Consider the following 24,752-nt stretch of genomic DNA (forward strand, 5'->3'; position numbering starts at 1 on the left):
TCTTCGCGGGAAGCCTCTGGTCCTACCAAAAAACTACAGTAGGTCGTAGCCAGAGTGGGTGTCAAGACTTTCGTGCAAACTCTCCAGACGTGTCCTGCACCAACATTCAGCCGGCTCGGCACACCCCCGAGTTCGCACACGCCCGGTTACCGATCGGCCCCGATCGGGGTGAGAATGGGCCCCACCCGGCACCCCTTGCCAGGCATCTGATCGACCAAGGCCGCTCGACGACAGGCGCACCATGACTCCATCCCCCGCCACCCCTGGCAACCCCGACGCGACCTCAGACGCCGATCACGCTCCGAGCCCGACCGCCGGCCCCGCCCCACTGGCCGACCCCGCCCCGCAGGCGGGCGCCAGCCCCAGCCCCGGCACAGCCCCCGCCAACCCTGGAACCACCCCGGCCAACCCTGGAACCACCCCGGCCGCCAGCCCTGCGACGAAGCAGCCCACCGCCGACAACCCCGGCCCCCAGGGCGGGTTCGACGTCGCACTGGGGTACATCGACTCCCAGATCCTGGCCGGAGAGTACGTCAACGGCACCCGGCTTCCCGCCGAGCGGGACCTCGCCATCCATCTGGGGGTGAGCCGGGGAGCGGTGCGCGAGGCGATCCGGGTGCTCCAGGCCCAGGGGATCCTCGTCTCGGGGGCCGGCCGCGGCAACGGCACCCGGGTGCAGGCCACCTCCACCAACGCGATGGGTCGGATCCTTCGCCTGCAGCTGGCCCTCGACATCGTCTCCTTCGCCGATCTCACCGAGACCCGGGTGGCCCTGGAGCGGGCCGCCTGCGCCGCCGCCGCCCGCCGGCGCGAGCCCGAGCCGCTGGACCGCGCCCGGGAGCTCCAGCAGCGGATGCGCACCGCGCTGGACCCCAACCCCTTCAACGAGCTCGACACCCAGTTCCACGTCGCCCTGGCCGAGGCCGGCGACAACCGGTTGATGAGCGACATCACGGTGGCCATCCGGCGCGCCGTCCAGGACCCCATCAGCATCGCCGAGCACGCCCTGGTCAGCTGGCCGACCGTCCGCCAGACCCTCATCGACCAGCACGACGCGATGCTCACCACGATCTGCGAGGGCGACATCGAGAGGGCCGCCAGGCTCACCGAGGAGCACATCCGGCACGCCTACCGGATCCTGCTGGACTGACCCGGCCGCACGTCCGTCGGGCCGCTCACCGCACCCCCTCCATCGCTTCGCGGCACGGCACCGCCGGGCCCCCGCCCGACACCGCTCCCGGAACACCACCAGGCGACTCCGGGCACCCGCACGATCCATGGAAAGCGCATTCCAGCACGTTTAGCGAACATGCCGCTTTCGTATTTCGCGGTGCCTGTTCAGGCCCGGGAAAGCGCTGTCTTGTGGCATTTACCACACTATTTACGCAACGCCTGCTGAACATAATCGCAATAGCGGCCCCCGGTTCTGAACAAACGATCACCGGGGTTTACCATCGCTGTCAGTTGACGTTGTGACGCGACGTGCCCGGATCGCTGGGCCCGCGGACGTGGCATCGCGTCACAGCACTGTCCACCACCGAGCGAGTCGGCACCCGAATCCAAGGGAGAAGTCAGGCATGAGCACGGACACCCCGTTCAGCACCGAGGGCCAGGTCACCCCGCCCGAACACCAGGTCACCACCCAGGACCTCACCACACTGCCGAATCTGGCAACCACCACCGGGCGGGTCGCCCCGGTCCGGACGCGACGTCCCGTCTACCTCGACATGCTCCCCCCGTGCAACGCCGGTTGCCCGGCAGGCGAGAACATTCAGGAGTGGCTGCGTCTGGTCACCGCCCACCAGGAGGAGAAGGCCTGGCGTCAGCTCACCGCCGACAACCCCTTCCCCGCCATCCACGGCCGGGTCTGCTACCACCCCTGTGAGGTCGCCTGCAACCGCGCGGACCTGGACGGATCGGTGTCGATCCACTCCGTGGAGCGCTACCTCGGCGACCTGGCCATCGAGAAGGGCTGGAAGTTCCACCGCCCCACGCTGCGCTCGGGCCACCGCGTGCTGGTGATCGGCGCCGGCCCCGCCGGACTGTCGGCCGCCTACCACCTGGCGATGATGGGCCACGAGGTCGAGATCCACGACGGCGGCGACGCCGCCGGCGGCATGATGCGCTACGGCATCCCGGAGTACCGGCTGCCCCGCGAGGTCCTCGACGCCGAGGTCGACCGGCTGGTCGACCTGGGGGTCAAGATCGTCCTCCACCACAACGTCACCGATCTCGCAGAGGAGAAGGCACAGGGCCGCTTCGACGCGGTCTTCGTAGCGATCGGCGCCCACCTGTCCAAGCGCGTCGACATCCCCACCACCGATGCCTCCCGGATGGTCGATGCGGTGAGCTTCCTGCACCAGGTCGGATCCGGCGAGAAGCCGATGATCGGCCGCCGGGTCGCCGTCTACGGCGGCGGCAACACGGCGATGGACGCCGCCCGGGTCGCCAAGCGGCTCGGCGCCGAGGAGTCCATCGTGGTCTACCGGCGCACCGCAGACCAGATGCCGGCCCACGCCGAGGAGCGCGAGGAGGCCGAGCGCGAGGGCGTCCAGATGAACTGGCTGCGCACCATCACCGATGTCGGCAACGACCTCACCGTCGAGGTGATGGAGCTCGACGAGAACGGCAAGCCGCACGGCACCGGCCGTTACGAGAAGCTCGAGGCCGACACCGTGATCCTGGCCGTCGGTCAGGAGGCCGACACCGGCTTCCTGCACAAGCTGCCCGGGATGCGGTTCAAGGACGACGTCGTCGACGTCAACCCCTCCACCCTGATGACCGATGTCCCCGGCGTCTTCGCCGGCGGCGACACCGTCCCCTCCGAGCGCACCGTCACCGTCGGCACCGGCCACGGCAAGCGGGCCGCCCGGCAGATCGACCGGTGGCTGCGCCGCGACGACAGCTACCCGGCCCCCCGGAAGAACATCGCCGAGTTCAACGACCTCAACGTCTGGTACTTCGGCGACCACCTGCGCCGCCACCAGCCCGAGCTCGACCCGACCCAGCGCGTCAACTTCGACGAGGTGGTCGGCGGCCTGGACGAGCGCCAGGCCCACTTCGAGGCCGGCCGCTGCCTGTCCTGCGGCAACTGCTTCGAGTGCGACGGCTGCTTCGGGTCCTGCCCCGAGGACGCCATCATCAAGCTCGGGCCCGGCCACCGGTACGAGTTCGACTACGACAAGTGCACCGGCTGCGCGACCTGCTTCGACCAGTGCCCGGTGCACGCCATCGAGATGGTCCCCGAGGAGACCCCGATCGAGAGCATTCCCGGATCGGGCAACCCCACCCCCGGATGGGCGGTTCGTCCCGAACCCAATCCCGCCGTCTACGGACCGGAAGCCCGTACCGCCGTCACCCCTGAGAACTGAGCGGAAAAGAGATAGCCATGGAACGCACTCGTACGATCGCCGACGGCAACACGGCAGCTGCCTCGGTCGCCTACCGCTGCAGCGAGCTCTGCTCGATCTATCCCATCACCCCCTCCTCGCCGATGGCCGAGACCGCCGACGAGTGGTCCTCCGCCAAGCGGGTCAACATCTGGGGAGACATCCCCACGGTGATGGAGATGCAGTCCGAGGGAGGTGCCGCCGGAGCCCTCCACGGAGCCCTCCAGGGAGGCGCCCTCACCACCACCTTCACGGCCTCCCAGGGCCTGCTGCTGATGATCCCGAACATGTACAAGATCGCCGGTGAGCTCACCAGCACGGTCTTCCACGTCGCGGCCCGTTCGCTGGCCGCCCAGGGCCTGTCGATCTTCGGCGACCACCAGGACGTGATGGCCTGCCGCCAGACCGGCTTCGCCATGCTGTGCTCGGCCACCGTCCAGGAGTGCCACGACCTGGCGCTCATCTCGCACGCCGCGACGATGCAGTCGCGGGTCCCCTTCATGCACTTCTTCGAGGGGTTCCGCACCTCCCACGAGCTCAACGTGCTGGAGACCCTCAGCGACGACGACATCCGCCAGTTCATCACCGATGACCTGGTGCACGCCCACCGCGAGCGGGCGCTGTCGCCGGCCCACCCGTTCATCCGCGGCACCGCCCAGAACCCGGACATCCACTTCCAGGCCCGCGAGGCGGCCAACCAGTACTACGAGAAGGTTCCCGGCATCGTCCAGGGCCTGTTCGACCAGTTCGCCGAGCTCACCGGCCGCAGCTACCACCTCGTCGACTACTTCGGCGACCCGCAGGCCGAGCAGGTCATCGTCTGCATGGGTTCGGGAGCCAAGACCGTCCAGCACACCATCGAGCACCTCAACAAGGAGGGCCACAAGCTCGGTGTCGTGATGGTCCGGCTGTTCCGTCCCTTCCCGGCCGCCGAGCTGGTCAGGGCGATCCCCGAGACCGCCCGCACCGTCGCCGTCCTGGACCGCACCAAGGAGCCCGGCTCGGAGGGCGAGCCGCTCTTCCTGGACGTCGTCAGCGCCCTGTCGGAGGCCGTCTCGCGCGGCAACCGCAAGACCATGCCGATCGTCTCGGGCGGGCGCTACGGGATCTCCTCCAAGGAGTTCACCCCCGGAATGGTCTCCGGCATCGTCGACGAGCTGGAGCTCGACCAGCCCCGGCCGCGGTTCACCATCGGCATCGACGACGACGTCACCCACCTCTCGCTGCCCTGGCAGGACCTGGACATCGAGGATCCCAAGACGCTGCGCGCGGTGTTCTTCGGGATGGGTTCGGACGGCACCGTCGGCGCCAACAAGAACACCATCAAGATCCTCGGGTCCGACCCCGACACCTTCGCCCAGGGGTACTTCGAGTACGACTCCCGCAAGTCCGGGTCGCGGACCACCTCCCACCTGAGGTTCGGCCCCAACCCGATCGAGTCGGCCTACCTGGTCAACCAGGCCGAGTTCATCGGCGTCCACAACTTCAACATCCTGGAGTCGATCGACGTCCTGACGATGGCCCACGAGGGCACCACCGTCCTCATCAACGCCCCCTACGACGCCTCGGAGCTGTGGGACCACCTGCCCGACTCGATGCAGCGTCAGATCATCGACAAGAAGATCAACCTGTGGACCATCGACGCCCTGCCGGTGGCCCGCAAGGTGGGGCTGCGCAACCGCACCAACACCATCCTGCAGACCTGCTTCTTCGCGATCTCCGGGGTGCTGCCGCGCGATGAGGCGATCAAGCGGATCAAGGACTCGATCCAGAAGACCTACGGCAAGAAGTCCCAGAAGATCGTCGAGATGAACCACGCGGCGGTCGACGCCTCGCTGGAGCATCTCCACCAGGTGACGGTCCCCGGCCAGGTCACCTCCAAGCACGGGCTGATCCCGCCGGTCACCGCCGACGCACCCGAGTTCGTCCGCGACGTCACCGCCCGGATGATCGAGGGCCAGGGCAACCTGCTGCCCGTCTCGGCGGTTCCCGACGACGGCACCTACCCGGCCGGCACCACGAAGTTCGAGCAGCGCACCCTCTCCGACCTGATCGCCGAGTGGGACCCGCAGGAGTGCATCCAGTGCGGCAACTGCGCCTTCGTCTGCCCGCACGGCGTGATCCGTTCGAAGTACTACCCGCAGTCCTCCCTGGAGGGGGCGCCGGCCGGATTCCCGACCGCCACCCTCAACGCGGCCGGTCTGCCGGAGTCGAACTACACCCTGCAGGTGGTGCCCGACCAGTGCACCGGTTGCGGACTGTGCGTGGAGGCCTGCCCGGTGCGGCCCGCCGCCCATCCCGACCGCCGGGCGATCAACCTCGCCGAGCACCTCGACAAGACCAAGCAGCGCCGCGATCTCGAGTTCTTCGAGACGCTGCCGGTCAACGACCGCTCCCGGGTCGACTTCGCCTCGGTGCGCGGCACCCAGTTCCTGCAGCCTCTCTTCGAGTTCTCCGGAGCCTGCTCGGGTTGCGGCGAGACCCCCTACGTCAAGCTCGTGAGCCAGCTCTTCGGCGACCGCGCCGAGATCGCCAACGCGACCGGCTGCTCCTCGATCTACGGCGGCAACCTGCCGACCACCCCGTGGGGCAAGAATGCCGACGGACGCGGCCCGGCCTGGTCCAACTCGCTGTTCGAGGACAATGCCGAGTTCGGTCTCGGCATGCGGCTGGCGGCCGATGTCCAGACGAACCTGGCCAAGGTGCGCCTGGGTCAGCTCGCCGAGGGGCTCGACGCCGAGCTGGTGGACGGCCTGCTCAACGCCCCGCAGCTCACCGAGCACGATCTGCAGTCCCAGCAGGAGCGGGTGCACACCCTGCAGGCGATCCTCGCCGACATGGAGCAGACCCCGCAGGTCCGCGACCTGATCAGCGTCGCCGACCACCTGCTGCGCCGTTCGGTGTGGATCATCGGCGGTGACGGCTGGGCCTACGACATCGGCTCCAGCGGCGTCGACCACGTGCTGGCCTCCGGCCGCGACGTCAACGTCCTGGTCCTGGACACCGAGGTGTACTCCAACACCGGCGGCCAGGCCTCGAAGTCGACGCCGATGGGCGCGGTGGCGAAGTTCGCCACCTCCGGCAAGCCGACCTCCAAGAAGGACCTGGCGATGCAGGCCATCGCCTACGGCTCGGTGTACGTGGCCCGGGTGGCCCTGGGCGCCGATCCGCAGCAGACCCTGCGGGCCTTCCGCGAGGCCGAGGCCTACCCCGGCCCGTCGATCATCATCGCCTACAGCCACTGCATCGCCCACGGCTACGACCTCAAGAACGGCCTGGACCAGCAGTACAAGGCCGTGCACTGCGGCCACTGGCCGCTGATGAGGTACAACCCGGTGCTCACCGAGGAGGGGCTCAACCCCTTCCTTCTCGACTCCCCCCGTCCCGACATCAGCTGGCGCGAGTACACCAAGCTCGAGCTGCGCTACAAGATGCTCAACAAGACGAATCCGGAGGCCGCCGAGAGGTTCCTGGATCTCGACCAGAGGACCGTGGAGCGCCGCTGGACCGAGTACGAGGACATGGCCACCCGCAGCGCCGACCGGTTCTCCTTCGACGCCCGCACCTCGGAGTTCGCCGCCGGTTCCAACCGGTCCTGAACTCACCTGATCCCGGCGGTGGGGCGGTTCACCCGAGCCGCCCCACCGCCGGGCCCCGTCACCACACAGCACTACGAGAGGCAAGTCAATGAGCGTCGATCTGTCAACGAAGTACCTCGGCCTCGGTCTGCGGTCACCGCTGGTCGCCTCGGCCGGACCCATCCAGCAGAACCTCGACGGGGTGCGCGCGCTGGCCGACTCCGGCGTGGGTGCCATCGTGATGTACTCCCTGTTCGAGGAGCAGGTGCGTCACGAGGAGGCCCGCCAGGCCGAGATCGAGCTGGAGTACATGGACTCCTTCGCCGAGTCGCTGTCCTTCTTCCCGACCGTCCAGAGCAACGAGGGCGGGATCACCGCCGAGTACCTCGCCCATCTGGAGGCCTCCGCGAAGGCCGTCGACATCCCGGTCATCGCCTCCCTCAACGGCGCCACCAACGGCGGCTGGGTGGAGACCGCGCACCGCATGCAGGAGGCCGGCGCGGCCGCCATCGAGTGCAACATCTACATGGTCCCCGGAGCGGTGGACACCACCGCCGACGAGGTCGAGGACCGTCACGTCGAGATCCTCTCGGCGGTGCGCGACGCCGTCGACATCCCGGTGGCCGTCAAGCTCTCCCCGTTCTTCTCCGCCCCGGGCAACATGATCGCCCGGCTGGACGCCGCTGGCGCCGACGGCCTGGTGCTCTTCAACCGCTTCCTGCAGCCCGACATCGACACCGAGAAGCTGGAGGTGGTGCCCGGCGTCTGGCTGAGCAACCCCACCGACTCCCGGATCCCGCTCACCTGGATCGCCAGCCTGTCGGGGCGCGTCAAGGCCTCACTGGCCGCGACCTCCGGCGTGGAGACCGCCGACGACGTCCTGAAGTACCTGCTGGCCGGAGCCGATGTCGTGATGACCACCTCCTCCCTGGTGCGTCACGGGGCCGGCTACGCCGCCGACCTCATCGACGGCGTCTCCGCCTGGCTGGAGCGCAAGGGTCTCACCCTGGATCAGGCCCGCGGCCTGCTCGCGGTGCCGGCCGACGCCTCCAGCTCCGAGTACGAGCGCAACGGCTACGTCTCCGCACTGGAGAAGGCCAAGGCCACCTACGGCGCCTGATCTGGCAGCCCTCCGGCAGGCCGCTGCCACCTGCCGGAGGCGTGCTTCGCAGCGACGACCTCTCGGGCCACCCGTCCTCACGGGTGGCCCGAACTGCGTCTGCGGCAGGCCCCCGCGGCCGCAGACAGTTCCCCCGGGCTGTGGTCTCCCCTCAGCGCGCAGCAGCGGGGCCCCACGGATTCCGTGGGGCCCCGCTGCTGTGTTGCTGTGTCAGGGGTTCCGGGCCAAGGGCCCGGGATCCGGATCAGGAGCTGTAACGCACCGTGACCAGGCCCTCTCCGGGAGCGATCGCATTCATCGCAGCGGTGGACAGGTCGAGGCACCGGCCACCGACGTACGGCCCGCGGTCGTTGATCCGCACCGTCACCGTCTGACCGTTGGCGACGTTGGTGACCCGGATCGACGACCCGAGCGGCAGCGTCTTGCTGGCGGCAGTCAACTGGGAGGGATCGAAGGTCTCACCGGAGGCGGTGGGGCCACCGGCGGTGCCATCGTTGGCGCCGTAGGTCGAGGCGGTGCAGGTCGTCCCGCCGGTCACCGGGCTACCGCCCGACGAGCTTGAGCTCGAGCTGGAGCTGGAGCTGGACGAGGAGGAGCTCGGCTTGGGGGCCGGGGCCTTGGTGCCGACCTCGGTCACCTGGGTGACCGGAGCCTTGACCTTCTTGACCGCGGTCCTCTTCTGGGAGACCAGCTTGCCGTCGTGGTAGGTCATCACCCAGGTCTCCTGGTTGACGCCGTCGACGCCCTGGGTGGTGATCTTCGTGTCGCCCTTGGTGAGCTTCGAGGTGTCCACCGAGGTCTTGGAGTAGGCGACCGAGACATTCTTGGTGGAGTTCTTGACGTCGACCTTCGTCCACGCGATGGACATCCCCTCGGTGAGGGCGGTGCCCAGGCCGGGCTTGGAGATGTCATTGGAGTCGTACTTGACCCCGGCGGCGTCGAGGGCGTCGGCGACGGTACCCGGGGTGGTGACCTTGGTGGTCTTGCCGGCAGCGGTGACGGAGACGTCCCGGGCGACCGAGACCGCGAGGTTCAGACCCTTGCGGGGGATCTGGGCCGACCGGCTCACCGAGACGATGTTCTTGGGGTTGTCGAGGTTCAGCTGCTGAAGCACGGCCGAAACGGTGCGAGCGGTGGTCCAGCGGGAGCTGCCGGTGCCGTCCACGTCGAGGTTGACCTTGCGGCCGTAGTTGACGGCGATGTAGGTGCCGTCGGCGACCTTGGTCGCCAGAGCCGGCTGAACGGTGTCGTGGGAGCCGACGGAGATGCCCTGCGCCTTGAGCGCCTGGTCAACCGAGCCGGGACGAACCTTCACCTGCTGGGAGACACCGTCCACGGAGATCGTCACATCGGCACGATCCATGACCTTGGCAACTGTCAGTCCACCTGCGGTCGTGAGCGTGAGGGCTCCGGCGATGGCTGCGGCAACAACTTTTGACATGCAACTTCTTCGATTTCGGGAGGACGGTGACCCGTCCGCGGTATCTGGGAACTTGTCCGCCGGCCGGTGTCGACCAACGACCGCTTCAGACTATATGAAGAGCCGAAGAAAGCCAAACTTTTCCTGAGAAACCTCAGTATTGCGTAGTCACGGGCCCGCCGGAGCCCTCCCTAGCCGGACACCTGACCCCACACCGCGCCCGGCCATGGGACCACACCGCGCCCGGCCGTGGGGCCACACCTGCGCCCACACCTGCGCCCACACCTGCGCCCACACCTGCGACGATGCTCGCGAAGTTCGACGATGCTCGCGCTATAGCGCGAGCATCGTCGAACTTCGCGAGCATCGTCGGTAGAAGTCAGCAGACGTCAGCGGGCGTCAGGACGGTGGCGGACAGAGTGCGAGCGTCCGCCTCAGTGACGGATGCGGAACCGGGTGAGGCGGACGCTGTTGGTCACCACGAAGACCGAGGAGAAGGCCATCGCCGCCGCCGCCACCATCGGGTTGAGGTAGCCCAGGGCCGCCACCGGGATCGCGACGACGTTGTAGGCGAAGGCCCAGAACAGGTTCTGGTGGATCGTCCGCAGGGTCGCCCTCGACAGGTGGAGGGCATCGACCGCCAGCCCCAGGTCCCCTCGGGTGAGGGTGATGTCACTGGCGGCGATCGCGACATCGGTCCCGGTGCCCATCGAGACGCCGAGGTCGGCCCCGGCCAGGGCCGCGGCGTCGTTGACACCGTCGCCGACCATCGCGACCTTCCTGCCCTGCCCGCGCAGCTGCTCGATCACCGACAGCTTCCCGGCGGGCCTCACATCGGCGTGCACCTCGTCGATGCCGACCTGGTCGGCGACGTACTGCGCCGCCCCGGCGTTGTCGCCGGTCAGCAGCACGGTGCGTATCCCGTCGGAGTGCAGCCGGCCGATCGCCGCCGATGAGGTCTGGCGGAGGGTGTCGGCGACCAGGATGGCGCCGAGCAGCTCACCGCCGAGGGCCACCACCACGACGGTCCTGCCCTGGGCGGCCGACCTGTCGACCGCGTCATCCAGACCCGCGGGGATCGTGACGCCGGCATCGCGCAGCAGCTGCGGCCGACCGGCCAGGCCGTCGCGGCCGTCCACCACCGCCCTCACCCCGGCCCCCGCCAGGGCCGTGAAGTCGTCGACCGGCGCGACCCGGACGCCGATGCGGGAGGCCTCCGCCAGGACCGCTCTGGCGATCGGGTGCTCCGAACCGGACTCCAGTGCGGCGCCGACCGCCAGCAGCCGTTCGGCGGCCGGGCGCCCCTGCGCCGAGGACGCCTCCAGCACCGCTCCCCCGGCGTCCAGCAGCTGGGCGACGCCCATCGTGCCGGTGGTGAGGGTGCCGGTCTTGTCCATCACGACGGTGTCGATGCCGTGGGCGCGTTCCAGCGCCTCGGGCCCCCGGATGACGATGCCCATCCGGGCGCCGCGACCGGTGCCGGCGAGCAGGGCGGTCGGCGTGGCCAGTCCCAGGGCGCAGGGGCAGGCGATGATGAGGACGGCGACGGCGGCGGTGAAGGCCGCGGTCGCCCCCTCACCGATCAGCAGCCAGATCGCCAGGACGACCACGGCCAGCGAGATGACGGTGGGCACGAAGACCGACGAGACCTTGTCCGCCAGATCCTGGGTGGCCGAGCGGCCCACCTGGGCCTGCTCGACGAGCCGGGCGATCTGGGCGATCTGGGTGTCGGATCCGACGGCGGTGGCCTCGACCACCAGGCGCCCCGACGCGTTGACGGTGGCGCCGATCACCCGGTCTCCCGGGCCGACCTCCATCGGCACCGACTCCCCGGTCACCAGGGAGGCGTCCACCGCCGAGGACCCCTCGGCGACGACACCGTCGGCGGCGACCTTCTCACCGGGACGCACCACGAACCGCTGTCCCACGCCGAGCGCGGAGATCGGCGTCTCGGTCTCGGTGCCGTCCGCCCCAAGGATCCGCACCGACTTCGCCCCCATCGCCATCAGGGCGGTGAGGGCGGACCCAGCCTCCCGGCGGCTGCGGGCCTCGATGAACCGGCCGGCCAGGATGAAGGTGACCAGTGCGCAGGCAGCCTCCAGATAGATGGTGGAGCCGGCGTCGCCCCGGGCGAGGGTGAGGTGCACGGCGTGCCTCATCCCGATCATCCCGGCATGGCCGAACAGCAGCGCCCACACCGACCATCCCAGGGCGGCCAGCGATCCCATCGAGATGAGGGTGTCCATGCTGGTGGCGCCGTGCTTGAGGTTGGCCCAGGTGGCGCGGTGGAAGGGCAGCCCGCACCAGAACACCACCGGCAGGGTCATGGCCAGGGCGACCCACTGCCAGCCCGGGAACTGCAGGGGCGGGGCCATCGAGACGACCATCACCGGGATCGACAGCACCGCGGAGACGATGAGTCGGACCCTGAGCTCGGCGGCCCGGTCGGGGACGGCCGACTCGGGGGTCGGGACGGAGGCGTCGTAGCCGGTCCGCTGGACGACGTCGATGAGATCCTGGGCGGAGGTGCCGGCCGGCACCAGGGCGTGGGCCCGGGCGGTGGCGTAGTTGACGGTGGCGTTGACGCCGTCGATCCGGTTGAGCTTCTTGGTGATCCGGGCGGCGCAGGAGGCGCAGCTCATGCCCTGGATGTCGAGGTCGATGGACCGGCGGGAGGAAGGCCTGTCGGCGGTCCGCCCGTCAGTGCTCGTGGCGGTCATGACGATTCCTCTCGGAACCCCTTCCGGACGACGGGGTCGACGTCGCCCGGAAGGTTCCTGTGTTCAGATGTTTCGTGTGGTCAGCTGGACTGACGCCGGTGACACCGGCGGGACGCCCCGACCCCGGCCCCTCGGGGACGACGGCAGGGCGTCATCGGGACCGGACTCAGTGGTGCAGCAGGCGCCCGAGGAAGCCCTTGTGCCCGCTGCCGGCCGGCTCGGCGTCCTGGGTCCCGTCGGCGGCGAAGACGTGAGAGTGGGTCTCGGCCTTCTGATGGTGACCGCAGCCGCAGGACTCGCCCTCACCGTGTGAGGCGTGCTTCTCGGCGGCATCGGCGGAGTGCTGATGACCCTCATGCCCACCACACCCGCAACCGCTCTCGGCCTTCTGATGGTGACCGCAGCCGCAGGACTCGCCCTCACCGTGTGAGGCGTGCTTCTCGGCGGCATCGGCGGAGTGCTGATGGCCCTCATGCCCACCGCAGCCGCAACCGCTCTCGGCAGAGTCTGCGTGGTGGTGACCGCCGCAGCCGCACTCGCCGCCCGGGTGACCGGCGGTGTCCAGGCTGGTGGCCGCGGCGACGGTGTAGTCGCCGGCCTCGTCCACGGCGGCCTTGATCGTGTCGAGGTCGATCGGGGCCTCGGAGGTGACGTCCATCGAGTTGGAGGCCAGCGAGACCTGCACCTTCGAGACGCCGTCGATGGCCGAGACCTCCTCGGTGATGGCGTTGACGCAGTGCTCGCAGGTCATGCCGTTGATGGTGTATGTCTTCTGCATTGATGTCCTCCTGGGACGATGTCTGGACAGTTGGTGGGTGACGCTGGGTCCGGTCGGTCAGGACCGGACGAGTCGTGCGATGGCCTGGTTGGCCTCGGCGATCTTGGCCTCGGACTCCTGGCCTCCGGCACGTGCGGCCCTGACGACGCAGTGGTCCATGTGCTCGGAGAGGAGTTCCAGGGAGACCGACTTGAGCGCCGAGTTGACGGCTGCGATCTGGGTGAGGATGTCGATGCAGTACTTCTCCTCGTCGACCATCCGTTCCAGACCCCTCACCTGGCCCTCGATGCGGCGGAGTCGGCGCAGATGCGCCTCCTTGTGTTCCAGGTAGCCGTGCTGCGGGTGCTGCAGATCCGAGGGATCGCAGCAGGTCTCGTGCTCGTCCATCTCCCACCTCCACACCGGACTATACCCACAGGGGGTATCCGATTCAATGGCCCCCGACCGCCCCACAGATCGCCGAGTCCGCTTCCACTAGCCCATTCAGCAGTTGTGGACAACTCATCCCCACGGCAGAACGCGGGGACTGTACCACCGATCGATCCACAGCCCGTCGGCCCAGGTCCCGACTCGCCGGGCGCCGAAAAATCGCCCTCCAAGATTCAGCACACCCACCATCGCCCCTTGTCAGAGCCTGGTCTCCGGCGTGTCGTCAACACCTCGGCGGAACTTGTGCCCAGCTCGGCCCGGGATATCCCCAGGCTTGGGAGAGCTGTCCACCGGTTGTCCACAGACCCTGTGGACAACTCCCTGGACCGCCCGTCTCCCCGCCCTGCACGCGGGCCGATCACGGCCTGGAACCCCGGGTCGCTTCCCCCGGCCTTGGCCGGCATGAAAGACTCAGAGTTTGTACTCTGCCCACAGCCAGGGCATGCGGTGAGGAGTTCAGATGTCACAGCCTGCGGACCAGGGCCCGGGAACCATCAACATCGACCGGACGCCGCCGCAGGACCTGGAGGCCGAGCAGAGCGTCCTCGGCGCGATGCTGATGAGCAAGGAGGCCATCGCCGACGCCGTCGAGGCTCTCAAGCCCCGCGACTTCTACCGTCCGGCCAATGAGCTGGTCTTCAATGCGATCCTCGAGCTCTACGGACGCGGCGAACCGGCCGATCCGGTGACGGTCGCCGACGAGCTCTCGCGGCACGGCGATCTGGAGCAGGCGGGTGGTCACATCTACCTCGCCGATCTGCTGGCCAGCGTCTCGGTGGCCGCCAATGCCTCCTACTACGCCGCCATCGTGCGCGACAAGGCCGTGCTGCGGCGTCTCGTGGAGGCGTCACTGAAGATCTCACAGATGGGGTACCAGGCTCAGGGCGAGGTGGCCGACATCGTCGACGCCGCCCAGCAGACCCTCTACCAGGTCACCGAGGGCAAGACGAGCGAGGACTACCACCCGCTGTCCGAACTCTTCGAGTCCACCTTCGACGAGATGGAGGCCATCGAGGCCCGCGGCGACTCGATGTCGGGAATCCCCACCGGGTTCACCGACCTGGACGATCTCACCAACGGCTTCCAGCCGGGCCAGATGATCATCGTGGCGGCCCGACCCGCGATGGGCAAGTCCACCCTGGCCCTGGACTTCGCCCGGGCGGCGTCCATCAAGCACGGCCTCACCTCGGCGATCTTCTCCCTGGAGATGGGCCACTCCGAGATCGTGATGAAACTGCTGGCCGCCGAGGCCGGGGTCGAGCTGTCGCGGATCCGCGGCGGCAAGCTCAACGAGGAGGACTGGCAGAAGCTGGTCGCCAAGACCACCACGATCTCCTCGGCGCCGCTGTTCATCGACGACTCCCCGAACCTCACGATGATGGAGATCCGGGCCAAGGCGCGCCGCCTCAAGGAGCAGCACGACCTGAAACTCGTCGTCATCGACTACATGCAGCTGATGACCTCGGGCAAGAAGGTGGAGTCCCGACAGCTCGAGGTCTCCGAGTTCTCCCGCCAGATCAAACTGCTGGCCAAGGAACTCTCGATCCCGGTGATCGCGTTGTCCCAGCTCAACCGAGGGCCCGAGCAGCGCACCGACAAGCGGCCGATGATGAGCGATCTGCGTGAATCCGGATCCCTGGAGCAGGACGCCGACATCGTCATCCTGCTCCACCGCGAGGACGTCTACGACAAGGAGAGCCGGGCCGGCGAGGCGGACTTCATCGTCGCCAAGCACCGCAACGGCCCGACGGCCACCATCCACACGGCATTCCAGGGACACCTGTCCCGGTTCGTCGAGATGCAGAACAAGTAGGCACCGGCGCGATCCCGACGGGACCAGCGCACCCGACCCTCGGGGCGGCCCCGGTCGACCGATCCCGTGACCGACAGACCGGCTGGATGACCGACCCCGACCGACCCCGACCCCGTGACCGACAAGACCAGGCAGGAAAGAAGGCCCATGGACCATCACCCCGACGACCCGGTGGCGTCCCACCCGATGCAGCCGCTGCGCCGCTCGATGAAACTCCACCACTGGCTCAACAACGACACCTACGCGGCCATCGCACTGGCCGCGGCGACCGTCGTCGCCCTGGTGTGGGCCAACATCGGGGGCAGCTACCACGCCTTCTGGCACACCCACTTCGGGTTCATCCTCGGCGGCACCGACTTCGAGCTCAGCATCTACGAGTGGGTCGACGAGGGGGTGATGGCGCTCTTCTTCTTCATGATCGGTCTGGACGTCCGGCGCGACCTCACCCTCGGCGAACTGCGCTCCAAGCGCCGCGCGATGCTGCCGCTGGCCGCCGCCCTGGGCGGACTGGTCGTCCCGGCGGCGCTGTTCCTGCTGGTCGCCGGGAACTCCGGGCACACCAGCGCCTGGGGCACCGTGATCTCCACCGACACCGCCTTCGCGGTCGGCATGCTCGCCATCGTCGCCCCCCGCAACGCACCGCGGCTGCGATCCTTCCTGCTGGCCCTGGCGGTCATCGACGACATCGCCGCCCTGACAGTCATCGCGGTCTTCTACACCAGCCACCTCAATCTGGTCGCCCTGATGCTGGCCGGAATCGGCCTGCTCGGCGTCTGGGGCCTGGAACGGCTCAATGTCTGGCGGGTCGGCCCCTACGTCCTGCTGGCGATCTGGACCTGGGGGTGCTTCTTCGCCTCCGGGGTGCACGCCACCCTGGCCGGGGTGCTCATCGCCCTGCTGATGCCGGTCTACCCGCCGCGGCGCAAGGACCTCCAGTTCGCCTCCCAGATCTTCGACCAGTTCCGCCAGGCTCCTCAGCCCGACATGGCCCAGCGGGCCCGCGAGGCAGTGATCTTCTCGGTGCCGATGAACCAGCGGCTCTCCGCGGCGATCGCCCCCTACGTCAACTACCTGGTCGTGCCGCTGTTCGCCCTGGCCAATGCCGGCGTCTCGCTGTCGGGCGACAGCCTCACCAAGGCCTTCACCTCCTCCCTCACCTGGGGGATCATCGCCGGCCTGGTGGTCGGCAAGGCGGCGGGCATCGCCGGCGCCTCCCTGCTGGTGCTCAAGCTGTCCCCCGGCTCACGCCTGCCGGGCCTGGACGGGCCGCGGCTGGCCGGGGTCGGCGCGCTGTCCGGGATGGGCTTCACCATCTCCCTGCTGGTGGTCGGAATGGCCGTCGAGGATCCGGTGGCCGCCGACCAGGCGAGGGTCGGCGTCATCGTCGCCTCGATGCTGGCGCTGCTGCTGTCCTGGCTGATCTTCCGGCTGAGCCGGCACTTCAAGCCGCTCCCCCGGCCCGCCGGCGAACGGCTGGAGCGTCCGGTCGACGCCGAGGACGACCACATCCGGGGCCCGGTGGACGCGCCGGTCACCCTGGTCGTCTACTCCCCGATGAACTACGACTACCGGCGTCGGACCGCCGTCGCGCTGAGGCAGACGCGCACCGCCCTGGGTGACTCGATCCGGATCGTCTACCGCCACCACGCCGTCGAGGGATCCGAGATCACCGGCGCCCTGGCGCTGGAGGCCGCCGCCGAGCAGGGACGGTTCTGGGAGATGCACGACGCCCTGGTCGCCTCGCGCAACAGCCTGGACACCGACGCCGTGAACTCCATCGCCGCCCGGATCGGGCTGGACACCAAGAGATTCGAGACCCGGATCAGTCACCAGGACGACTGGGAGCGGGTCGAGAACGACAACCTCGACCTGGAGAACGCCGAGACCCACGACACCACGCTCATCTACCTCAACGGCTCCCGGGTCGACGGGCCGCTGCACTCGATGGCTCTCACCGCGATAGCCCACGCCCAGCTGTGAGGTCGTGGTTCCCGGTGGGTCTCAGCTGGGCCCCGGCGGGTCTCAGCTGGTCGGGGTCGGAAGATCTCCGGTGCACTGGACGGCAGCATCTCCCCAGATCATGTAGACCGATTCACTGCTCTGCTCGGACTCCAGCCACTGGGTGCGGATCGTGACCCGCAGCGCATTGGTGATGTTCAGGTCCACCGGGACGGAGGCCCCGTAGGCGATCTTCTTGGTGAGGACCGCCTTGCCGTCCACCAGGATGCTGGCGACGGCCGGCGTGGTGTCGGTCTGCTCATCATCCAGTCCAAGGGTGGCGGTCATCCTCGTGCACCGCCGGGCCAGCAGGTAGTCCACCTCACTGGGGTCGCTGTAGCGACCGATCGTGGTGCGGACCGAGTTGGCGAGCAGCTTGCCGTTCACCTCATAGGCCCCCGAGTCAAGGGTCCCGCTCACCGGGGTGAGGTCGTGGAGGTAGACGGCGCCTGACCCACCGGGCTGCGCCGAGGAACTGGCATCGGTGCTCGCGTCGGGGGAGGCCGTGACGCCGGCAGCGTCGGTGGAGCCGGTATCGGTGGGCGTCGGAGACTCCGAGGACGGGGATGAGGCGACGGCACTCACCGTGGCGGTGGCGGTGACAGTGGTCTGGGCCGGAGGACTGGCCGTGCTCCGACTCCCCATGCAGCCCGAGGCGAGGGCCAGCACCGCGAGGCCGGTCACCCCCATCACCGCAGCACGACCCGCACGACGCGAGCGAGCCGGCCGACGATCATCCGTGGCATCCACCATCATGGCGTCTCCTTCATCTCCGCACTGATCACCCGACACACCTGATCCGTCATCACGCTACGGCAGAATGTGCGTCCGGGACCGGGGGATTCTCGTCTGAATAGCCCGCGCATGTCCCCCGATCATGGGACATGCCAGCGGTGAGCGCCTCCACAGGAGGGCCGGTGACAATCCATTCCCACAACGGCCGGTACGCGATGTCCCCCACCTGCGGTACATATCCTCCGATGTCCCATGAATGGGTCACATCAACAGCGTCGACGACGACGCCCGCGATGGCTAGTTTGTGGTCAGGACGTTCGAACTCCCGAACACCACCAGCATTTCGCGCCACTCCAACGAAGGATCGCCGATATGACTCGTCCACGCCTCGCCGCATCCATTGCGGCTCTCACCGCAGGTGTCCTGCTGACCGGCAGCGTCAGTGGATGCTCGATGCTCTCCAAGGATAAGGGGCTCTTCAGGATCCAGGGTGTAGTTGTGTCTTGACTGTGTGTGGATCGGTTGTCACTTCGCTGTGAGGACGGGGTGCGTGGGGGAGGGCCCTGCGGAAGGATCGGAGTGTTCAAGTCCCGTTCCTGCACCACAAGGCCCTCATGTCTCACGTTACCTTCACCGCCCCTGACCTGACCACGTTCTGCTGTCTCGATGAGCTGGGCCTGGAGGTGGTCGGCCAGCACATCACCGCCGAGCGGGCCGTGGTGGCCTGCCGGGTGGTCGAGGCTGACGACTGGTGCCGGCGGTGCGGATGCCAGGGCGCTCCGCGTGACACGGTGATCCGGCGCCTGGCCCACACCCCGTGGGGCCATCGGCCCACGATCCTGCAGGTCCGCGTCCGGCGTTACCGGTGCACCGGGTGTGGTCATGTGTGGCGCCAGGACACCAGTGCTGCGGCCGAGCCGAGGGCTACACTGTCCCGCGGCGGGCTGGCCTGGGGGCTGGAAGCTCTGGTGCTGGATCATCTGCCGGTCTCGCGGATCGCAGCATCTTTGGGAGTGGACTGGACCACCGCCAATGATGCGGTCCTGGCCGAAGGCCGGCGTCTGTTGATCGATGATCGGCACCGTTTCGACGGTGTGGAGATCATCGGGGTCGACGAGCACGTGTGGCGCCACACCAAACGCGGTGACCGGTATGTCACCGTGATCATCGACCTCACCCCGGCACGAGACGGCAGCGGGCCGGCCCGGCTGCTCGACATGATTCCCGGACGCTCCAAGAAAGTGTTCAAGGCGTGGCTGGCCGGCCGTGACCAGGCCTGGCGCGACCAGATCCATAGTGTGGCGATGGACGGGTTCACCGGCTTCAAGACCGCCGCGGCCGAAGAGGTGCCCGACGCGACAGAGGTGATGGACCCCTTCCACGTGGTCCAGTTGGCCGGCGACGCCCTGGATCGGACTCGTACCCGCGTCCAGCAGGACACCTGCGGTCACAGGGGCCGGAAAGGAGACCCGCTGTTCGGGGTCCGCCTGACTCTGCACACGGGCCGTGACCTGCTGACCGACCGCCAGGCCACCCGTCTGGAGACTGTGTTCACCGATGACGCTCACGCGCCGGTCCAGGTCACCTGGGCGGTCTACCAGCAGGTCGTGACCGCCTACCGCGCCCAGAACACAAGCGAGGGCCGGCAGGTCATGGAACGCCTCATCAACGCGATCGCCACCAGGGTTCCCAAGGCCCTACCCGAGGTCATCACACTGGGCCACACCCTGGCCACACGTGCTACCGACATCCTGGCCTACTTCGACCACCCCGGCTCCTCCAACGGGCCCACCGAGGCCATCAACGGCAGACTCGAACACCTCCGCGGCATCGCCCTGGGCTTCCGCAACGAGGTCCACTACCGACTCCGAAGCCTCCTGGAGACCGGAGGGTTCAGACCCCGACTACACCCTGGATCCTGAAGAGCCCGAAGAGGGAAGGCCGAGTCTGCGTCTCGCCGCGCGGATGTCCGCGGCGAACAACCGCTCCCCCAGTGTGACGGCGCGATAGCTCAGCCGGTTGCCGACCGCACCGAGAGAGCGACTCGCCACACCGGGAGCGGGAAACTCGCGCGTGGGGCTGAGTACGGGCGTGAACCCGACGTCGAGAGCGGGGATGCCGAGGCGCTCGGCGACGACCGGGACGGTGAGCAGCTTGGGATGGAAGACGATGATGTCCGGCTGCCAGGACATGGCGGTGTCCACGACCCGTGCGAGCATGATGCTCATCGCGGGCCGGATCTGTTCACGAAAGGCGCGGAGACCGTTGCGCGATTCCTGCGTCATGCTGGTCAGTCGCCGGAAGCTCACGCCGAGGCTGGCGACGTCGATGCCCTCACCGGGGATCGGATCGTCGGGCGCTGCGACGCGGACCTCGTGCCCTGCCTCCTGCAGCACCGCGGCGAGGCCGAAGAACGGCTCGACGTCCCCTCGGCTCCCGGCCGTGGCCAGCAGGACCCGGCCGTGGCGAGGAGCCGAGGACGCGTTAGGCATCGTCGTCTCCGATGCGGGCGATATCCCGGTCCGGCTGCCCGTCCTCGTTCATGTCCGCGTTGCGTGCTTTGCGGGCGTCCCATCGCAGCATCATCGCGGCGGAGATCGCGGCGATGAGGGTGCCGATCAGGATCGCGATCTTCGCACCGTCGGTGTGTTCGGTGTCGGGGAACGACAGCTCGGCGATCAACAGGGACACGGTGAATCCGATTCCCGTCAGAAGCCCCACGGGGAGGAGATCACGGATGCCGATCGCGTCGGGCAGTCGCAACGGGGTGAGCTTGGCGACCAGCGCGGTCATGCCCAGCACGCCGAGGAGCTTTCCGAGCACGAGCCCGGCGACGATGGCGAGCACGACCGGCTGGCCGAGGATTGCCGCGGGCCCCTCGCCGTCGATCAGAGACACACCGGCGGAGAAGAACGCGAACACGGGCAGGGCGATGCCGGAGGAGAACGGGCGGATCGCGTCATCGAGCCGGTGGGTTCGCGGCTCCGGCTCGCCGTGGATGATCCGGGCAGGAACGGTGAAGCCGAGCAGGACTCCGGCGATGGTCGCGTGCACGCCGGATGCGTGCATGAACCCCCATGCGGCCAGAGCGAGCGGGACGAGAAGCCACCACTGCGGGCGCCGCATGCGCACCATGACCCCGAAGAGGACCACGAGGCCGAGAGCGCACGCCAGGGCGATGATGTCGATCCCGGTCGTGTAGAACACCGCGATCACCACGATCGCCAGCAGATCGTCGACCACGGCCAGCGTGAGCAGGAAAGTTCGCAGCGCCCGCGGCAGCCCGCGGCCGAAGATCGCCAGCACGGCGAGAGCGAACGCGATGTCGGTCGCGGTCGGGATCGCCCACCCGTGCAGGGCCTCCCGATCCCCGGAGACGAGGATCACGCTCACGAAGAACACGGCCGGCAGGATCATCCCACCCACCGCGGCCAGGACGGGAACGGCCGCCTCCCGCGGACGGCGGAGGCTTCCGGCGACGAGTTCGTGCTTGAGTTCGACGCCGACGACGAAGAAGAACACCGCCAACAAACCGTCGGCCGCCCAACTCGACAACGAGAGGTCGAGATGAAGAACGGCGGGACCGAGGGTGATCTCCGACAAGGCAGTGTAAGTGTCATGCCACGGCGAGTTGGCCCAGAGGAGAGCGAGTGCGGCCGCGGCCAGCAGCAGGAATCCGCTGGTGGTCTCGAGCGTCACCCATCGCCGCACACGGCGGCGGGCGTCACGAACACGGGTCACTGGCGTCATGGGTCTCCTCTGGTCACACCGCCGGCGGGTGTCGCCGGCGTCGATGTCGACCAGACTTCCCGACGCGCCGGAATCCACCTTACGTGACAACTCGACAGCCGCGCGCCGGCAGGCACGCCGGAATCCACCTTACGTGACAACTCGACAGCCGCGCGCCGGCAGGCGCGCCGGGCCGTCGCCGTTGGCTAGTCCCTCCTCGTCCCGTCGTATCGTTGTCGGCGTGCGACATAAGCAGATCCTGGACAAGCTCGCGATCGGCCAGATCCCCGCGACCGTGGAGGACGAGGTCGCCCGTCTCGCGGGCACGAGCTTCATCTACGCCAAGCACGCCGGGCATCGGGGAGCACGCTATGAGGACGTCGTCCCGCGCCTGATCCGCCGATGGTCGGGACTGCTCGATGCCGACCACTCCGATTCGGACCGGATGCTCGGCCATCAGGTCGCCCTGGCACTCGCCACCTGCCTGCACCAGGTGGGGCTGATCGACCCGGAGCTGACAGAGCGCGCAGTCTCCGGAATCGCCGAGCTGAACGCCCGGGTCTGGCTCAGTGACGTCTTCGAGCGTCAGTCGGCGGACGTCGCTGCGCTGCTTCGTTCCGCCCCCGTTGCCCTGACGCGCCGCCCTCCGACGCGCGAGACGATCACCTTCACCCGGCCCGGCGACCTCCTCGCCATCCGTACCGGGGATGTCTATGTCATCGGGCATGTGCACGGCGACACGGCGTTGAATCAGGCTCCCGTCGTGGAGCTCTATGAGACGACCTTCGCGCAGCTTCCGGAACCGGATAACGTGGTCGGCTCGCGGGCAGCGGGAGAGCAACGGGGCGACGGCCCCGCGTCGGTGAGTGTCCTTGGCGTCTTCGGGCTGCGGCATATTCCGGACCCTGCCGAGCAGATCGTCCTCATCGATGTGGCGCAGAAGACACTCCCCGATCGTTCGCATCTCGTCGACCGCGGCGTGGGCTGGACGGTTCGGATCTCTACGATCTCCTCGACACGGCAGCCGAGATCGCCGCACGCTGACCTGCTCGGGACCGTGCGCGCGCAGGCGACCGATGCTCAGTCGCCCTTCTCGGTGTCGCTGATCTTCTCTCGGGTTTCTCGTCGAGAGGCTCGCCGCTCTTCGCCGACCGTCAGCGAGGCGTCTCCGGAGGCGGTGTGGGTGGGGTCCCCCGGGCCCTTGGGTTGGATGCGTCCCGGTTCGAGCGTGCGGGTGACGTCCTGGGCGGTGACGATCGGGATCTGTCCGGTCGCGGTCTCGTACCATTCGGTGAGGGCGGGATCGTCGATGCCCGCTCCGGCGCCTTCGTCGGCGGCGACCTCGGCGGCTTCGAAGACGAAGTCGTCACCGTGCTCGGCGATGCCGCGCCGGACGCCCTGCGCGATCGCGGCACGCGCGTACCGGTAGCGGAGTATGTAGGGGTCGGTGCGCAGTTCCTTGGCCCAGGAGATCATGATCCCGATCACGATGATCGCGAACGGCAGCGCCGAGACGACCATGATCGACTGCAACCCGGACAGCGCGGTCTGCCCTCCCGCGAGGAGCAGCGCGAGGGCTGCGGCGCCGAGGAGAACGCCCCAGGTGATCGTCACCCACGTCGACGGCTCGGGCTTGCCGCGCTGACTCATCGACCCCATCACGATCGCGGCCGAGTCCGCGGAGGTGACGAAGAACAGGATGATGGAGATCATCGCCAGCACGGACAGGACCACCCCGAACGGCAGCGCGCCGAACACGGCGAACAGGATCGCCTCCGGGGATCCGGCATCCGCGATCCCGCTCCCCTGGGACTCGAAGAGCATGGTCGTGCCGCCCATGATCCCGAACCACACGATGCACACGATCGAGGGGACGACGATGACGACGGTCACGAACTCGCGCAGGGTGCGGCCGCGGGAGATCTTCGCGATGAACATGCCCACGAACGGTGTCCAGGAGATCCACCAGGCCCAGTAGTAGTTGGTCCAGCTGGCCATGAACGCGGCGGCGTCGTTGCCCTGGGCGGGGTTGCGCAGGAGCATGGTCCATAGCTCGCCGAAGAACGCGGAGACGCTGGCGGGGATCATGTTCAGCAGGAACAGGGTCGGGCCGGCGATGAAGATGAACACCCCGATGACCGCGGCGATGACCATGTTGGTGTTCGACAGGGCACGGATGCCGCGCTTGATACCGGAGACGGCGGAGACCACGAACGCGGCGGTGAGGATCGTGATGATGACGATGAGCCCCGCGTTGCCGAGGGGGCCGATGCCGGTGACGACCTCGACGCCGCTGGCGATCTGCAGGGTGCCCATCCCGAGGGTGACGCCGGTGCCGAACAGGGTGACGATGATCGCGAACACGTCGATGACCGCGCCGATCCATCCCTCGGTGCGCTCTCCGAAGATGGGGCGGAAGATCGCCGAGATCAGCGGCGCCCGTCCCCTGCGGTAGGCGGCGTAGGCGATCGCGCCGCCGACGAGCGCGTAGAACGCCCACGCCATCGGGCCCCAGTGCAGGATCGACTGCGCGAGCGCGTCGAGCATCGCATCTCTGCTGCCCGGTTCCGCCGTGAAGCCCGGCGGCACGTCGGTGAAGTAGGCCAGTGGCTCGGCGGGGCCCCAGAACAGCAGGCCGATGCCCATGCCGGCGGAGAACAGCATCGCGATCCACGACACCGTGGAGAACTCCGGCGACTCGTCGTCGGCGCCGAGGCGAATGCCGCCGGTCCGGCCGTAGCCGACGACGAACATGAACCCGATGGTCGCGATCGCGAGCAGTGAGAACAGCCAGCCGAAGTTGTCGGTCACCCAGCCCAGAGACGCCGCTCCCGCGGCGCTGATGCTGTCGGGGGCGAGGAAGCCCCAGACGACGACTCCGAGGACGAGGACACCGGCGATCCCGAAGACAGCCCAGTTGGTACTGAACACGCGCGGCGTGTCCTCGACCCCGATCCCGGGGATCAGCGCCGGATGCGTCACCTCCTTGAGGATCGTCTTCGGTGATCTCTTTCCCGAGCCGGCGCTTGGCGTCTCCGTGTCA

15 protein-coding genes and 1 pseudogene are annotated in these 24,752 nt (G+C 68.4%); 7 read left to right on the top strand and 9 right to left on the bottom strand.

Annotation, left to right across the window (positions count from 1 at the left end):
* Positions 1–493: 493 nt before the first annotated feature.
* From FEZ32_RS03365 to FEZ32_RS03380, 4 genes are all read left to right on the top strand, one after another.
* Entirely contained in the window at positions 494–1,150 is a 657-nt protein-coding gene (locus tag FEZ32_RS03365) for a FadR/GntR family transcriptional regulator (RefSeq protein WP_175415803.1), read from the top strand.
* Positions 1,151–1,577: 427 nt separating this feature from the next.
* A complete protein-coding gene (locus FEZ32_RS03370) occupies positions 1,578–3,371 on the top strand; it encodes an NAD(P)-binding protein (protein WP_051238531.1) in 1,794 nt (597 codons plus the stop codon).
* Positions 3,372–3,388: 17 nt separating this feature from the next.
* Positions 3,389–6,988 (top strand): pyruvate:ferredoxin (flavodoxin) oxidoreductase, encoded by a 3,600-nt coding sequence (nifJ, locus tag FEZ32_RS03375; RefSeq protein ID WP_028703573.1) that lies wholly within the window; start codon positions 3,389–3,391, stop codon positions 6,986–6,988.
* Positions 6,989–7,076: 88 nt separating this feature from the next.
* A complete protein-coding gene (locus FEZ32_RS03380) occupies positions 7,077–8,087 on the top strand; it encodes a dihydroorotate dehydrogenase-like protein (protein ID WP_097799504.1) in 1,011 nt (336 codons plus the stop codon).
* Between the two features lie 244 nt (positions 8,088–8,331).
* Here the strand turns inward: FEZ32_RS03380 and FEZ32_RS03385 are convergent, their stop codons facing one another.
* The 4 genes and pseudogenes from FEZ32_RS03385 to FEZ32_RS14250 all read right to left on the bottom strand — a co-directional run bounded on the left by FEZ32_RS03385 (position 8,332) and on the right by FEZ32_RS14250 (position 13,392).
* A complete protein-coding gene (locus FEZ32_RS03385) occupies positions 8,332–9,528 on the bottom strand; it encodes a septal ring lytic transglycosylase RlpA family protein (protein WP_028703571.1) in 1,197 nt (398 codons plus the stop codon).
* Positions 9,529–9,941: 413 nt separating this feature from the next.
* Complete coding sequence (locus FEZ32_RS03390) at positions 9,942–12,227, bottom strand: heavy metal translocating P-type ATPase (RefSeq protein ID WP_138679918.1); 2,286 nt, start codon at positions 12,225–12,227, stop codon at positions 9,942–9,944.
* Positions 12,228–12,615: 388 nt separating this feature from the next.
* Positions 12,616–13,005, bottom strand: a pseudogene (locus FEZ32_RS13825) (heavy-metal-associated domain-containing protein); the annotation flags it as partial.
* Positions 13,006–13,062: 57 nt separating this feature from the next.
* On the bottom strand, positions 13,063–13,392 hold the full coding sequence (locus FEZ32_RS14250) for a metal-sensitive transcriptional regulator (protein WP_051238647.1): 330 nt from the start codon (positions 13,390–13,392) through the stop codon (positions 13,063–13,065).
* Between the two features lie 502 nt (positions 13,393–13,894).
* Here FEZ32_RS14250 and dnaB point away from each other — a divergent pair.
* Together dnaB and nhaA (FEZ32_RS03410) are read left to right on the top strand one after the other, a co-directional pair.
* Complete coding sequence (gene dnaB, locus FEZ32_RS03405; RefSeq protein WP_138679920.1) at positions 13,895–15,247, top strand: replicative DNA helicase; 1,353 nt, start codon at positions 13,895–13,897, stop codon at positions 15,245–15,247.
* Between the two features lie 147 nt (positions 15,248–15,394).
* The gene (nhaA, locus tag FEZ32_RS03410) at positions 15,395–17,227 is read left to right on the top strand and encodes a Na+/H+ antiporter NhaA (protein WP_097799508.1); all 1,833 of its coding nucleotides are present in this window, start codon (positions 15,395–15,397) and stop codon (positions 17,225–17,227) included.
* 42 nt (positions 17,228–17,269) lie between these two features.
* On the opposite strand, the gene FEZ32_RS03415 is transcribed toward nhaA (FEZ32_RS03410), so the two are convergent.
* Complete coding sequence (locus tag FEZ32_RS03415) at positions 17,270–18,001, bottom strand: NPCBM/NEW2 domain-containing protein (RefSeq protein WP_138679921.1); 732 nt, start codon at positions 17,999–18,001, stop codon at positions 17,270–17,272.
* A gap of 593 nt (positions 18,002–18,594) precedes the next feature.
* On the opposite strand from FEZ32_RS03415, the gene FEZ32_RS03420 reads away from it, so the two are divergent.
* On the top strand, positions 18,595–19,902 hold the full coding sequence (locus FEZ32_RS03420; protein WP_126412824.1) for an ISL3 family transposase: 1,308 nt from the start codon (positions 18,595–18,597) through the stop codon (positions 19,900–19,902).
* On the opposite strand, the gene FEZ32_RS03425 is transcribed toward FEZ32_RS03420, so the two are convergent.
* The 4 genes from FEZ32_RS03425 to FEZ32_RS03440 all read right to left on the bottom strand — a co-directional run bounded on the left by FEZ32_RS03425 (position 19,885) and on the right by FEZ32_RS03440 (position 24,640).
* On the bottom strand, positions 19,885–20,472 hold the full coding sequence (locus FEZ32_RS03425; protein WP_138679922.1) for a glycosyltransferase: 588 nt from the start codon (positions 20,470–20,472) through the stop codon (positions 19,885–19,887). The genes FEZ32_RS03420 and FEZ32_RS03425 overlap by 18 nt on opposite strands.
* Complete coding sequence (nhaA, locus tag FEZ32_RS03430) at positions 20,465–21,730, bottom strand: Na+/H+ antiporter NhaA (protein ID WP_027587659.1); 1,266 nt, start codon at positions 21,728–21,730, stop codon at positions 20,465–20,467. The genes FEZ32_RS03425 and nhaA (FEZ32_RS03430) overlap by 8 nt, the downstream gene beginning before the upstream one ends.
* A 79-nt stretch (positions 21,731–21,809) precedes the next feature.
* Positions 21,810–22,673: a hypothetical protein gene (locus tag FEZ32_RS03435; protein WP_138679923.1), complete on the bottom strand. Its 864-nt coding sequence runs from the start codon at positions 22,671–22,673 to the stop codon at positions 21,810–21,812.
* Positions 22,674–22,789: 116 nt separating this feature from the next.
* Complete coding sequence (locus tag FEZ32_RS03440) at positions 22,790–24,640, bottom strand: BCCT family transporter (protein WP_217496612.1); 1,851 nt, start codon at positions 24,638–24,640, stop codon at positions 22,790–22,792.
* Between the last annotated feature and the right edge of the window lie 112 nt (positions 24,641–24,752).

It is taken from the genome of Acidipropionibacterium jensenii (genome assembly GCF_005890135.1).
GTDB classification, from domain to species: domain Bacteria; phylum Actinomycetota; class Actinomycetes; order Propionibacteriales; family Propionibacteriaceae; genus Acidipropionibacterium; species Acidipropionibacterium jensenii.